This is a genomic window from Scytonema sp. HK-05, assembly GCF_963872035.1.
GTDB lineage: Bacteria > Cyanobacteriota > Cyanobacteriia > Cyanobacteriales > Nostocaceae > Kalymmatonema.
Window position 1 is genome coordinate 33195 of record NZ_CAWMYC010000095.1, and the last position, 14402, is coordinate 47596.

A 14402-nucleotide genomic window follows, 5' to 3' on the forward strand; every position below is an offset into this window, starting at 1 on the left:
GATGAAGTAATTATTTATCTGTGTCCATCTGTGTCCATCTGTGGTTCTTATTTCTTGATGTATTGCACTCAACACTCGAAGCGCTATAAATAACGATATAGCAAGGGTTTCGCTTGTCAAGCCTAGCGGCAGGGCAATTTGTTAACTCTAGATGTCATGCAAAAATGTAGACAATCAAAAACTATCGTGTAGAATCGAAACCAACTTTAAACGTATGAAATCAGTAAATTTTTTTGGAGGATAGGATTATTATTCCTTCTAGCGGCTTACCAGATACTAAATCTTCTCCTACAGCAGACTCCTCAGTCTTGCAAATATGGGGCGGGCATCGTTTGCAAGGTCATGTAAAAATTAGCGGGGCAAAAAATTCAGCACTGGTGATCATGGCTGGAGCCTTGCTGTGTTCTGGCGAGTGTCGCATCCGTAACGTGCCGTTATTGGCAGACGTCACACGGATCGGTCAGATTTTATCGGCTTTAGGCGTTCCCTTAACGCAAACTGGAGACATTTTAGACATTGATGCCAGAGAAATCAAAACATCAAAGGCTCCCTACGAACTGGTTACGCAGTTGAGAGCGAGTTTCTTTGCCATCGGTCCGATTCTGGCAAGACTGGGAGTCGCGCAGATGCCGTTACCAGGAGGCTGTGCCATTGGAGCAAGACCAGTGGATCTGCATGTCCGAGGACTGCAAGCAATGGGAGCTGAAGTGCAGATTGAGCATGGCATTTGTAATGCCTATGTTCCTGGTCGCGATCGCCGATTAAAGGGAGCTAAGATTTATTTAGACATTGCCAGCGTAGGAGCAACGGAAACGTTGATGATGGCGGCTACTCTTGCGGATGGGGAAACCATCATCGAAAATGCTGCACGTGAGCCGGAAGTCGTCGATTTGGCGAACTTCTGTATTGCAATGGGAGCAAAAATCTACGGTGCAGGAACCAGTACAATTACAATTGTCGGCGTGCCAAAGTTGCACTCTACTGACTATAGCATTATTCCTGATCGCATTGAAGCAGGGACGTTTTTGGTAGCAGCAGCAATGACCCGTTCAGAGGTTACCCTCTCGCGAGTGGTTCCAGAGCATTTGATACCGGTGATTGCTAAGTTGCGAGATATTGGAGTGCCGATCATTGAGGAAGGACCCAATTGCTTACGCACTTTAGCAGCAGAAACCCTCAGGGCAACTGACATTGAAACTTATCCCCATCCAGGCTTTCCTACAGATATGCAAGCGCCATTTATGGCATTGCTGACACTGGCTGAAGGCGACAGCGTGATTAACGAATCTGTCTTTGAGAATCGTTTGCGTCATGCCTCAGAGTTGAATCGCTTGGGGGCAGATATTCGCGTCAAAGGCAACACTGCCTTTGTTCGGGGAGTACCGATGTTGTCAGGCGCACCTGTATTAGGAACGGATTTGCGGGCATCAGCAGCGTTAGTTATAGCAGGACTAGCGGCAGATGGAAAAACCATCATTCAGGGATTGCATCACCTAGATCGGGGCTACGATAGACTCGATACAAAGTTGCAGCAATTGGGAGCAAGAATCGAGCGTGTGCCACCGACAGAGGCAAATACAGAAGTTGCTAAAACCACCACTATCGAGCCTCAAGCGTCAAAGCCCCTTTAGCTAAAACGGGCATAGGTACAAAAGACCACATAAGCAGCAGGACAAGGAAGAATTACCTTCCTTGTCCCTTTTGCTATAGCTATACTGTTTGTGTGGGGCTGTTCAACAGACCAGTTCTAAGCATCACAACTCCCTTATTTCCCCAAGCTCGCATTCGCCATGTTACCGCTAAACACTCAACTGATTGGTCTCAAAGCAGATTCATTTCGTCATCCCCTCGACCTAGAGGCAACCAAAGCACTCAAGCAGATACCTGGCTTGGATATGATGGTGCGGAATGTTTTGGGACCATTAGCAGAGCAGGTTTTCTTTGTGGAAAACATCGCTTCCAGCGTTCTTGTGGGTGAAAAACAACTGCCCCATCTGCATGAGCTGTTGTTGTCAGCCTGCAAAACACTGGATATAGATCCACCCCAGCTTTATGTTAAGCAGCATCCTGCTCCCAATGCCTACACCTTTGCGATGCGGGGAAAACAGCCTTTTATTGTGGTTCACACTTCCCTGATTGATATGCTGGAACCAGAAGAAATTCAGGCGGTGATTGCCCATGAATTGGGACACCTCAAGTGTGACCACAGCGTTTACCTGACTCCAGTAAATATATTAATATTAGCTGCGGCAGCGGTGCCCAACGTCGGAAGTTTTATTGCCCAAGCAATACAGACGCAACTTTTGGAATGGGTACGCTGTGCAGAATTTACGTGCGATCGCGCAGCATTGTTGGCAACCCAAAACCCCAAAGTTGTGATGTCGGTATTGATGAAACTTGCTGGAGGTTCGCCAACGATCGCACCGCAACTCAACCTCGATGCTTTTATTGCCCAGGCTCGTGCTTATGATGATATTAGCAAGACCGAACTGGGTGAAATGGTCAAAGCCGCCCGGACAGCTCAGTTGACTCATCCAGTGCCAGTCCTGCGTGCAAGAGAAATTGACCGGTGGGCAAGCAGCCAAGAATATCAAAAGTTGTTGCAAAATCACAAAATAGAGTATAATAATGAAGTTGCACCCAAGGGCGGGTGGCGAAACTGGTAGACGCACCACACTCAAAATGTGGCGACCTTGCGGTCATAGGAGTTCGATTCTCCTCCTGCCCACTTGAATAAAGAAGGAAGAAGGAAGAAAGAAAAGAAAAAGTTTTCATTCTTCCTTCTTCCATTCTGATTTTTTTATCCGGTCAACACAAGTGTAGATACAATCTTGCTTACCATACTTCAGCGTCTTCCAATGCGGATCGTCTAACGCCTACGAGGGGACTTGCGATAGAGAGTCCACCTTGTCTACGCCATCCAAAGAAAACAAACACATCAACAATCGATTTCCCATCATAATCTCTTCATATACGAATCCTGTTTGATTTGTGTGAAAGTGCCTGCCTGATCGCATCTTCAGATTCCCGACAACTTTGGCGAAGTCGGGAATCTTGTTGTTCGGCGTTGTTTCACGCTAGCTTACCTGGAGGCAAAACCGCACTGGGAACTTTACCGTATCCACAGTCAAAACCTTTTCTGGTGAGGATGAACTTGATGAGATATCTTTATGTATTTTTTTGATGGATTTATACATCTCATTCCGGATAATCGTTGAGACATGATGAATAGTTATAAAGAGTATAAAGAGTTTGTAAATTCAGAGGTCGTCACCCATGGAAAAGATTCAGAGCACAGACGTTAGAAGCTGGAAGATCCCCAAGTATAAAGGCTAGAGGTTTTAAAAATGAACAAGACTTTTGCTTTTGAGAAATGAACCCTTGATTGTCTAGTTCCTCAATGACTTAAGGAGTACATGGTGATTCTTCATGTAGCAGAGTCACTCATATGAGTGTTTTTATGCATTTAGGCATACAGCTTGGGGAATGCACATGAAAGCTGCACAATATCAATATTTGTCCTTATCGAGTTCTAGTTTTATAATTTGACGACAAAATAACTACGAACTATAATAGATATAGAAAATCTGACTGAAAAGCAAAACAAAAGCAAAACTTTCTCTGCATATTTGCACTAACAGACGTTTGTTTATCTAGCTATTGTATTTGATTTGTGAAGTTAAGGAAGGACAATCACTATGCGACTGAAAAGATGGGAATCTCCCCGGCGAGAAGGTCGAAATCATAAGGGTAGAGGTGGTTCTGCAAGGCAGCGACAACTTAAGAAACAACAGCAAATGCTGCGGCAGAGACTTAAGGAAGGTGACAGACCCGAAAAAGATAACAAACCAGATAGTCGAAAACTAGACAATAGCAAAAAGCAAAAACAGGGGGAAGAGAATTTAATCTTCCCCCTGTTTTTTTCTTTTGTTTTAAAACAAAAACAAAGTTTGTGATAGCATCTCACACAAATCGTGAAAGTTATATAAATAGTGCCATTTGCTTCATAAAGCAATTATTTTGCATATTCATTTAAGAAAATAAGTATATTCAATTACAATTTTTATTATCAATTTTCAATTATCACAATTCGTCAGTTTTCTTGTCTGTAAATTTGATGAAGAGACTTAAATTTTTTGCTTATTCAATATCTGTTAACTTTTATAAAATCTTATATAAAGAAAATAAAAAGCGAATATGAAGTTATTGTAAAAGTTAACAATTAAGTACTAATATTGCTGAGTTTTACAGTAAATTACTATACAGGTAAAAACAAACGAATTAATACCAGGGAATTCGGCGATTTACTGTAAAAGCTACTGCATCTCCATGTGTTAACTTTCGACCATGCTTCAAGAGTTGAAAGAGTCAGACAGGGATATAGCCTGACACTTTCAATGTTTGGAATGGTTTCGTATATGTTCTGTTCTCTGTTAGACACAAGGAGTGACGTTATGGTAGGAAGAGCTTTTCTACCTGTTCAAAGAGTACTAGATTTTCCGATTACTGCCTTACGCTTTAACGATCAAATACAAACACTGTTGCGATGGGCTCTAGCTCGCGAGAGTAAGACTGTATGTATCGCCAATGTACATATGGTGATGGAGGCTTATTGGAATCCAGACTTTGGTACTGTGCTTAAGAATGCAGACCTAGTTACCCCTGATGGTATGCCTCTTGTGTGGATGATGAAGCTATTAGGAGCAAGATACCAAGACCGCGTAGCGGGGATGGATGTTTTACAAGCATCATGTGCGCTGGCTGAAAAAATGAATGTCAGCGTTTATTTTGTGGGTTCTCAAACAGAAATTCTGGCTCGCATGAAGAGCAGGTTAGAGGAGGAATGCCCTAATCTGAAAATAGCAGCGATGGAACCCTTGCCTTTCCGTCCCCTGACTTCATCTGAAGACGAAGCACTGATTGAAAGAATCAATTCCAGTGGCGCGGGTTTAGTGTTTGTCTCTTTAGGGTGTCCAAAACAAGAAAATTGGATGGCTCAGCATAAAGATAAAATACACGCAGTCATGGTTGGGCTGGGTGGTGCTTTCCCTGTTTATGCAGGAATCCATAAAAGAGCACCGCGCATGGTGCGAGATTTAGGTTTGGAATGGCTATATCGGTGGTTACAAGAACCCCGTCGCCTGTGGGGTCGTTATACTAAGACGATTCCAGCATTTCTTTGGTTGGCTTTTAAACAACTGTTAACATCAACTTCTTTTATCAGTACGCCATTCCATATTCGCGAACGCTACTTGGGATGGAGAGATTAGTAGATTGATGATTGTAGTGATTTAAGCGTTCCCACTTTCGGACAAAAAAGTTCAGTAGCAACAGATGCTACGTGACTTAATCAAACTCAACAGTTAGTGTTTCATTGCCATCAAGATGTACTGCGCACAAATTGTACCGCAAATTTCCTCGGAAAAATCTAGAGCACTATCAGTAGATTTTCTGATGAAAATGTCCTGAACATAGGAAAATCCCTGAAAGGATATGACAGTATGTCCCCCGAGGAAATACCAATAACCTTTGTTATCAGGGAAGCATTTAACTACACGCATCAACAAATGTTTTGTTGGATTTTGTAGGGGTTTAAGTTGTCTAAAGTAAACTCAAGCTTAGGCACAGTGGTACATCGAGTTGTACCGTCAGATTTTAGACAAACAAGGGCGATCGCCCCTGTCACTGGTGTTGATTCAAAGGTCGGGCGATCGCTCTATACCCCAAGAATTGCTACCTTAAAGCTAGCCAGTCAATCTACAAAGTTTTTCAAATCCCAAGTTTTCCGATTAGCACCAAAGAGCTGATCATACAAGAACAAATAAGCCGTCCCAAAACCTCTACTAACTGAGGTTTTAGACTTCGTTCGCTTCCTCTGCCTTAACTTCATGATGATGGGTGACTGTGGTGATTTAAAGTGGCTTACTCCTTGTCATAACAAAGTTTAATACCAATAGACATGGTGAATAGGCAAGAGTAATCACAACCGTGTTCAATACCCACCAGAATGCATTACAAACAATTTGCACACTAGACTTTTGCATTTTATGCAAAGTATACTTAGGGGATTTTCATTAGAAAATCTCCTAAGTATCAGGAAAACGTTTCCAAGGATCTGACAGCACCTCCACCGAAAAAATACCAAAACATCCAGCATAATCAAGCTATTTTCTATACATGTGTGTCAAAGATTTCGTTGAATTTTGTAGCGATTTATGTTGTCCAAAGTTTTGGTAAATATGCAATCCAGAGTTTTTGAGCAAAAGTTCTCACCTGTTTCTCACCTGTAATGAATACTTTTTGATTAAGTAGCAGTTGGATGAAAGCTCGGATAAAGATGCAAAAAAATTTCCGAATATTTCCTGATCCTAAAGATTACTAAAGTAAGTAACTAGAGGAACAATGTTTTCTCTGAGACTTGAGATACTTTGGCTGCAAACAATCACGCATTGTCTAATTGATGTAACATACAGGTAAGTAGATGAACACAAAAGAACTCACAATCGAGGCAGGTCGGACTGAAAAACAGTATTGAAAAGACCTGTGGACATACCGGGAACTGTTCTACTTTCTTGCATGGCGTGATATTTTAGTGCGCTACCCGAGACGGCGAGCAGACTTGCTTGGGGACTGTTCTGACCGTTTTTGACGATGGTAGTGTTCACAGTCGTGTTTAGCATATAGCTAAGCTTCCGTCTCTTGGTGATGCGCTTTACCCAATTATGGTGTTTGCGGGGATGTAGCCATTGTATAATTAACAAGAAACTAGGAACATGCAAACTTTTTTGGTAACTGGCGGAGCAGGTTTTATCGGTTCTAACTTCATCCTAAAAGCAAGAATTGAACACTGGGCAAATATTATCAATATAGATAAGCTGACTTACGCCAGCAATCCTCAAAATCTAGAAGATTTGCATAATGATTCTGGATATCATTTTGTCGGTGGAGACATTGGTGATATTGAACTATTACGTAATCTTCTACAGCAGTACCAACCAGACGCAATCATCAACTTTGCTGCCCAGAGCCATGTTGACCGCTCAATCCTAAGTCCCCAAGATTTTATTCAAACAAACGTAGTTGGAACATTCCAACTTTTGGAAGCTAGCAGAGCTTACTGGGAAAAATTATCCCCGCACAAGCAAGAGCAGTTTCGTTTCCTGCATGTGTCTACAGATGAAGTATACGGCTCGTTAGGTCCGACAGATTCAGCTTTTCGGGAAGATACCCCATATGCTCCCAATAGTCCCTATGCTGCATCAAAAGCAGGTTCTGACCATTTTGTACGAGCCTACTTTCACACATATGGTCTCCCCACTTTAATAACCAACTGCTCTAATAACTACGGTCCACGCCAGTTCCCCGAAAAACTGATTCCCCTAATTATTCTCAATGCTTTGAATGGTAAACCTTTACCAATATATGGGGATGGACATAATGTCCGAGATTGGCTCTATGTTGTGGATCACTGCGAAGCCCTCTACACAGTTTTGCAACACAGCCGTATTGGAGAAACTTACAACATTGGTGGTAACAACGAACAGAAAAACTTAACAGTCGTTGAAAAAATTTGTGCAATCCTTGATGAGTTAGCTCCCAAACCCGACTTTCGCCACTCCTCTCTCATCACTTTTGTGAAAGACCGCCCTGGACACGACCGAAGATATGCAATTGATTGTAGTAAAATCAGCACAGAATTGGGCTGGCAACCAAAAGAGGACTTTGATACCGGTTTGTTGAAAACCATTCAGTGGTATCTAAGCAACCCAACTTGGGTCGAGCAAGTCCAATCAGGTGCCTACGCACACTGGATTAAGCAGAACTATGGAGATAGAGAGGCAGTATTATCAAGAAGGGCGAAACCCCAACCATTCCAGGAGTGAACCATGAAGGGCATTATTTTAGCTGGCGGTTCTGGTACAAGATTGTACCCGCTGACTCAAGTGGTCAGCAAACAACTCATGCCTGTCTACGATAAGCCGATGATTTACTACCCCTTGTCCACTCTCATGTTGGCTGGGATTCGCGAAATCCTCATTATCTCTACACCCGCCCATCTGCCACTGTTTCAGCAACTTTTGCAAGATGGTCGCCAGTGGGGTCTTAAGTTTAGCTATGTTGAGCAACCCAAACCTGAAGGTATAGCACAAGCATTTATCTTAGCCAAAGATTTTATTGGTAACGACTCCGTATGCCTCATTTTAGGCGATAATCTTTTCTACGGGCATGGTCTAGTTGATGTGCTAACGCGTGCAACTCAGTTGCATGAAGGCGGACTCATTTTTGGTTATCGAGTCGCTGAGCCTCAGCGATATGGAGTCGTTGAATTTGATAGAGCAGATCAGGTAGTAAGTTTAGAGGAAAAGCCCAAGATTCCTAAGTCTAACTATGCTGTGCCTGGTATTTACTTTTATGATGCTCAGGTTTGTGAAATTGCTGCCACTCTCAAACCCTCAGCCCGGAATGAACTGGAAATTACTGACTTGAGCCAGGTTTATCTGCGTCGCGGGCAACTGAAAGTTGAGATTTTAGGTCGGGGCTACGCTTGGTTGGATACGGGTACTCATGAATCGCTTCACCAAGCTGCTAGCTTTATTCAAACCTTGGAACAACGGCAAGGCTTAAAAATAGCTTGTATCGAAGAAATTGCCTACTGCCAAGGATATATTAATGCCGACCAACTCTACCAACTTGCTCAACCATTAGCTAAAAGTAGCTATGGGCGTTACCTGATGGACATCATCAATAATGATATCCGCGCCCAGCAGGTTCAGCAGATGAATCAAGTTCCATCAGCAAATGGCTTTAAGCAGGAATTGCCAGGAACAGAGAGGGTGACATTGTGAAAATTTTACAAACTAAAATTCCTGATGTACTGCTCATTGAACCGCAATTTTTTGAAGATGAACGTGGCTTTTTTTACGAAAGCTACAATGAACGAGTTTTGCGAGAAAAGGCAAATATTGTAGAACACTTCGTGCAAGACAACCATTCTCGTTCAACTAAGAATGTACTACGCGGTCTGCACTATCAAATCAAGCAACCTCAAGGCAAATTGATCAAGGTTGTGGTTGGTGAAGTGTTTGATGTAGCTGTGGATTTGAGGACTAGTTCTAAGTATTTCGGTCAATGGGTTGGCGTTCATTTGAAAGCCAAGAACAAGCAGCAACTATGGATACCAGCAGGATTTGCACACGGTTTCTTAGTGATTTCAGAATATGCTGAGACGCTTTACAAAACGACAGACTATTACGCACCAGAGTATGAATGTTGCATTTTGTGGAGTGATCCTGATTTGGCGATCGCCTGGCCCGTTGAAGTAGAACCCATTCTCTCTGCAAAAGATAGGGCGGGTAAGCGACTGAAAGAGGCGGAGGTGTTTGCCTGATGAGAATACTCCTCACAGGTAGCACCGGTCAAGTTGGTTGGGAACTGCAACGAACTTTGATGACTCTTGGTGAAATCATTCCTGTAGGACGTGAAATCTCTTCCTCTGGTTTACGCATAGATTTATCTCAGCCTGACACTATTCGTCATGTGATTCGCGAAGTCATGCCTGAATTGATTGTTAATGCAGCTGCATATACTGCTGTAGATAAGGCAGAGACAGAACCGGAATTAGCAATGGCAATTAATGGAACTGCACTGGGTGTGATTGCAGAAGAAGCCAAGCTACTTGGTGCAGGAGTCATTCATTATTCAACTGACTATGTGTTTAACGGTAATCAAGCAACGCCATATACAGAGCAAGATGAGCCTGACCCCCAAAATATATACGGAAAAACGAAATTAGCTGGCGAAAAGGCAATTCAAGCAGTTGGTGTACCTCATTTCATCTTAAGAACAAGTTGGGTTTATGGCTTGAGGGGTAAAAACTTTCTGCTAACGATGCTGAAGTTGGCGCAAGAGCGTGAAGAGCTAAGAGTTGTGGATGACCAAGTGGGAGCGCCAACATGGAGCCGCATGATTGCTGAATCTACAGCACAAATCTTATCTCAAGGCACAAGAGATGTAAGCGATTTTTTGAGCAATAACAGTGGGATATACAATCTCACGGCTAGTGGTCAGACGAGTTGGTATGGCTTTGCAAAAGCGATTTTTGAATATGACTCTAACCCCAGCCAACAAAAGTTAAAAAAATTGGTAGCAATACCTTCACAAGAGTATCCAACACCTGCAAAAAGACCAGCTTATTCTTCATTAGATACTCAGAAAATCTCTAGTACATTTGGGTTAGCTTTTCCTAGCTGGCAAATAAATTTAGAGTTGGTACTTGGTTCCTGACGTTCATAATCAATTTGATGATAATTAGCACTGTTGCTTGTTCTGAGCTACTCTTTTTCCATGTCAGAATTACCAAACGAGTCGGATGACGCTCCCCCGTGCTTTGTTAGAACGTTTGACCGATAGCTTGGGCTACGCCGCCTAAATGAATAAAGTCAAGCTAAGTTGGTGTCATATTATGTCCGGATCAACACTTATAAAAAACGAAGAACCTCACCCGCCTCCGGCACCCTCTCCTTAGCAAGGAGAGGGTTGGGGTGAGGTAAAGCAGGAATTATAAGTCATTAAGCGGACTTGATATCAGATGAATACTAGTAATTTTATTTCATAAATTTTAAAGACCAAATAAAGATGTAAAAAATATACAAATATTTCCTGATACTAAAGATTACCAAAGGAAATAAGTAGAAGAACAATGTTTTTTCTGAGACTTCAGATACTTTGGCTGCAAACAATCACGCAATGTCTAATTAATGCAACATACAGGTAAGTAGATGAGCACAAAAGAACTCACAATCGAGGCAGGTCGGGCTGAGAAGCAGTATTGGAAAGACCTGTGGAAATACAGAGAGTTATTCTACTTTTTGGCTTGGCGTGATATTTTGGTGCGCTACAAGCAGACAGCTATTGGCATGGCATGGGCATTGATTCGCCCTTTCTTAACGATGGTAGTGTTCAGCGTTGTGTTTGGAAGTTTGGCAAAGCTACCCCCAGAGGGGGATACGCCTTACCCCATTATGGTATTTGCCGCTTTGCTACCCTGGCAGTTTTTCTCTGGTGCGTTAACCGAATGCAGCAATAGCTTAGTTGCCAACTCCAACTTACTTTCTAAAGTCTACTTTCCGCGTCTGATTGTGCCAACGAGTGCGGTGATTGTCAGCTTCGTAGACTTCTTGATATCTGGCATGATAATGCTTGGGTTGATGGCTTACTATAACTTTGTACCCGATTGGCGCATTTTGACTCTGCCACTGTTTATTCTGATTGCCTTTGCCGCATCGATAGGTGTGGGATTGTGGCTAGCGGCTTTAACTGTGGAGTATCGGGATTTCCGTTATATCGTGGGGTTTCTAGTCCAGTTTGGTTTGTACGTTTCTCCCGTAGGTTTTAGTAGCAAGATTATTGCTGAACGATATTCTGAACAGGTACGGCTGCTGTATTCGCTCAACCCAATGGTAGGAGTCATCGACGGTTTCCGCTGGGCGATTTTGGGCGGAGAGTCGCAGATATATTTACCTGGGTTTGCATTATCTCTGGTTCTGGTGGTTCTGCTGTTATTGAGCGGTATTTGGTACTTCCGCAGAATGGAACGCACTTTTGCAGACGTGATTTAAGTAGGAGTTAGGTAGATGTCAGATACTGTAATCCGGGTTGAGAATTTAGCTAAGAAGTACGTTCTTGGACAGCAGGAAGAGGGGAGTAGTTACAAGACATTTCGTGGGGCAATGACCAATGCGGCGAAGTCCTTTAGTAATGCACTAAATCCCCGTGCCAAGAAGGAAGCAAGAGCCACCAAGGGTGAGTTCTGGGCACTGAAAGATGTGTCGTTTGAGATTAAGCAGGGCGACAGGGTCGGTTTCATTGGGCGTAATGGTGCAGGGAAGTCAACGCTACTGAAAGTTCTCAGCAGAATTACGGAACCAACATCTGGATCTATCCGGATTAAGGGACGAGTTGCTAGTTTATTAGAAGTGGGTACGGGTTTTCACCCAGAGTTAACTGGTAGGGAGAATATCTTTCTCAATGGTGCAATTCTGGGGATGAGCAAGGTAGATATTAAGCGAAAGTTTGATGAAATTGTTGCATTTTCAGAAGTAGAAAAGTTTTTAGATACGCCAGTTAAACGTTATTCGTCCGGGATGTATGTGCGATTAGCGTTTGCAGTGGCTGCTCACTTAGAGCCAGAGATCTTGATTGTCGATGAAGTGCTGGCAGTAGGAGATGCACAGTTTCAGAAGAAGTGTTTGGGGAAGATGGAGGATGTAGGGAAGGAGGGACGAACGGTATTATTTGTGAGTCATCAAATGAGTGCTGTTGAATCCTTGTGTAATCGTGGAATACTTCTGCAATCTGGGAAATTATGCTTGGATGACAACCCTCAAAAAGTCATTAACGCATATTTGGATAGCGCGTATACTCTTGCAGAAAAAATCCCTTTAAATAGAAGGACAGATCGTAAGGGTAATGGCAAAGTAAAAGTTTCTAGTTTTAGAGTCTTGAATCAAGAAGGTGATGAACAACAAGCTCTTCAGTCAGGCAAAGATTACTACTTTGAAATTGGTTACCAAAGTAATTTAGGGAATTATTTAAACAACGCTATTGTAAGTCTTGATTTTTATGATGAAAAAAACACAAGAGTTATCATGTTGCAAAATAAGTTTACGAATAGTCAACTAACTCTAGATCCTAAGGGTGGCTCCATTATCTGTGGAATTAAGAATTTACTATTAGCTAACGGTTTATACCGAATTGGGATATTTATATCGTATGGAGACAGCGAAATACTTGATTGGATTGAAGATGCCGCATCTATATGTGTAGATGGAGGGGACTTTTTTGGTACAGGTAGCCCGGGTCTTCCCAGTCACTGCAAGGTCTTGGTTAAGGCAGAGTGGTCGTCTACAGAATCTGCTGATTCTATCTTTGATTACCAAAAACTTTAAATCGTAACTTCCTAAGATAGCAAGATGTTAACTGATTGGGACACGTATAAAAAACATAGTCCGATGAATACCCAGCAACAGCCAACGATTGCTTTGATGCTATGGGGTCATATATGGGAAGATTTTTATGACAGTATTGGGGTTTCTTTTGAATCTTTCTGTAACGAGATGACAGGCAGTTGGCAGTTTAGTTACATAGAAGCTCTACGGCTAGCTGGTGTACGTACAGTAATTATTTGTACATCAAGTCGCATACCTCAACCATCGCGCTTTACGCATTCCCCCACTGGAGCTACAGTCTGTATGCTGCCTGTTCCCAAGAGCTACCTTGCCATTCGTCGGCAGATGATTCATCCTTACCCTTCTTTTGGTGGAAGTCTGGAAGAGTTGTTTGGCGATGTCCAGGGAAGCCGTCGCGTTCTGTTTAAGGTTCTCAGGCAATTGGCTCCCTATCTAACAACGCCACTGGAGTTACTTGCTCAAGAACTGAGACGGCAAGGTTGCAGTGCGATTTTGTGTCAAGAGTACGAATATTTCCGCTTTGACACTTGCGTGTTGCTAGGGCATCTGCTGCATTTACCGGTGTTTGCTACTTTTCAGGGAACATCTTATGATGGCAATCGTATTGGGCGTTTTCTGCGAAGGCTGACGATACAAACTTGTGCAGGCTTAGTCATTGGTCCCCAAACTGAAATTCAGCGAGTACGTACACGTTATAATCTTAAGCCTACAAAGATAGGACAAATCTTCAACCCAATAGATTTAGGAATTTGGAGAGCTACTGACCGTGGAGAAGCGCGGGCATTACTTGGTCTTCCAGCTAATGCTCAAGTGGTGGTATGGCATGGTCGCGTTGAGCTACAAATTAAGGGGCTAGACGTCTTGTTGGACGCATGGGAACGGATCTGTTGCGAACGTACAGGAGAGGATTTGCGGTTGCTACTCATGGGAACAGGTACAGACTCAGAAAAACTGCGTCAGCGCATTGCAGCTTTACCGATACAGAACGTGGTGTGGGTGGACAAGTTTGTAAATGACCGTGTCGAAATCAAGCGCTTTCTCTCTGCTGGCGATGTTTATGCCTTTCCATCCCGTTATGAAGGCTTTCCAGTTGCACCAATTGAGGCGATGGCTTGTGGGCTTCCTGTAGTGGCTGCTGCAGCATCTGGGGTACCCGACATCCTTGAAGGTGGCGAAGCTTCAGGTGGGCTAGTGGTGCCATGTGGTGATGCCGCGGCGTTTGCGCTAGCCCTCGGTCGTGTATTAGATAATCAGGAATGGAGACATGAGCTTAGTAAGCGTGCCCGACGTCGAGTAGAAGAACACTTCTCACTAGAAGTGGTTGGCACAAAACTACGCGAATTTTTCTTCAAATCAGGCATATCAGCTGTCAAAAATTAAAGCAGGGATATTTTGGCAACCAAAGAAATTATTGCTATTAGTAATGTACCCCCT

General features: G+C 43.0%; 12 protein-coding genes, 1 tRNA gene and 1 pseudogene. All 14 read left to right on the forward strand.

Annotation, left to right across the window (positions count from 1 at the left end):
- Positions 1-233: 233 nt before the first annotated feature.
- Positions 234-1631 (forward strand): UDP-N-acetylglucosamine 1-carboxyvinyltransferase, encoded by a 1398-nt coding sequence (murA, locus tag AACT52_RS14535; protein ID WP_073631638.1) that lies wholly within the window; start codon positions 234-236, stop codon positions 1629-1631.
- A gap of 159 nt (positions 1632-1790) precedes the next feature.
- Positions 1791-2666, forward strand: a complete 876-nt coding sequence (locus tag AACT52_RS14540; RefSeq protein ID WP_073631640.1) for a M48 family metallopeptidase — start codon at positions 1791-1793, stop codon at positions 2664-2666.
- Positions 2645-2728, forward strand: a tRNA-Leu gene (locus AACT52_RS14545). Before AACT52_RS14540 ends, AACT52_RS14545 begins: the two co-directional genes overlap by 22 nt.
- A gap of 970 nt (positions 2729-3698) precedes the next feature.
- Positions 3699-3956: a hypothetical protein gene (locus AACT52_RS14550; RefSeq protein WP_073631642.1), complete on the forward strand. Its 258-nt coding sequence runs from the start codon at positions 3699-3701 to the stop codon at positions 3954-3956.
- Positions 3957-4454: 498 nt separating this feature from the next.
- Positions 4455-5270 carry a WecB/TagA/CpsF family glycosyltransferase gene (locus AACT52_RS14555; protein WP_073631644.1) on the forward strand — a complete coding sequence of 272 codons (816 nt, stop codon included), beginning with the start codon at positions 4455-4457 and terminating at the stop codon, positions 5268-5270.
- 327 nt (positions 5271-5597) lie between these two features.
- Positions 5598-5807, forward strand: coding sequence for a hypothetical protein (locus AACT52_RS14560; RefSeq protein ID WP_143172789.1), 210 nt, complete (start codon positions 5598-5600; stop codon positions 5805-5807).
- A gap of 734 nt (positions 5808-6541) precedes the next feature.
- Positions 6542-6740 (forward strand): annotated as a pseudogene (locus tag AACT52_RS14565) (ABC transporter permease); the annotation flags it as partial.
- A gap of 33 nt (positions 6741-6773) precedes the next feature.
- Complete coding sequence (gene rfbB / locus AACT52_RS14570) at positions 6774-7883, forward strand: dTDP-glucose 4,6-dehydratase (RefSeq protein ID WP_073631646.1); 1110 nt, start codon at positions 6774-6776, stop codon at positions 7881-7883.
- A gap of 3 nt (positions 7884-7886) precedes the next feature.
- Entirely contained in the window at positions 7887-8846 is a 960-nt protein-coding gene (gene rfbA, locus AACT52_RS14575) for a glucose-1-phosphate thymidylyltransferase RfbA (RefSeq protein WP_073631648.1), read from the forward strand.
- Positions 8843-9388: a dTDP-4-dehydrorhamnose 3,5-epimerase gene (gene rfbC / locus AACT52_RS14580; RefSeq protein ID WP_073631650.1), complete on the forward strand. Its 546-nt coding sequence runs from the start codon at positions 8843-8845 to the stop codon at positions 9386-9388. The genes rfbA and rfbC overlap by 4 nt, the downstream gene beginning before the upstream one ends.
- Positions 9388-10284, forward strand: a complete 897-nt coding sequence (gene rfbD / locus AACT52_RS14585; RefSeq protein WP_073631653.1) for a dTDP-4-dehydrorhamnose reductase — start codon at positions 9388-9390, stop codon at positions 10282-10284. Before rfbC ends, rfbD begins: the two co-directional genes overlap by 1 nt.
- Positions 10285-10778: 494 nt before the next feature.
- Entirely contained in the window at positions 10779-11618 is an 840-nt protein-coding gene (locus AACT52_RS14590) for an ABC transporter permease (protein ID WP_073631655.1), read from the forward strand.
- Positions 11619-11633: 15 nt separating this feature from the next.
- Positions 11634-12947 carry an ABC transporter ATP-binding protein gene (locus tag AACT52_RS14595; RefSeq protein WP_073631657.1) on the forward strand — a complete coding sequence of 438 codons (1314 nt, stop codon included), beginning with the start codon at positions 11634-11636 and terminating at the stop codon, positions 12945-12947.
- Between the two features lie 24 nt (positions 12948-12971).
- Positions 12972-14348 carry a glycosyltransferase family 4 protein gene (locus tag AACT52_RS14600; RefSeq protein WP_198940919.1) on the forward strand — a complete coding sequence of 459 codons (1377 nt, stop codon included), beginning with the start codon at positions 12972-12974 and terminating at the stop codon, positions 14346-14348.
- The last annotated feature ends 54 nt before the right edge of the window (positions 14349-14402 follow it).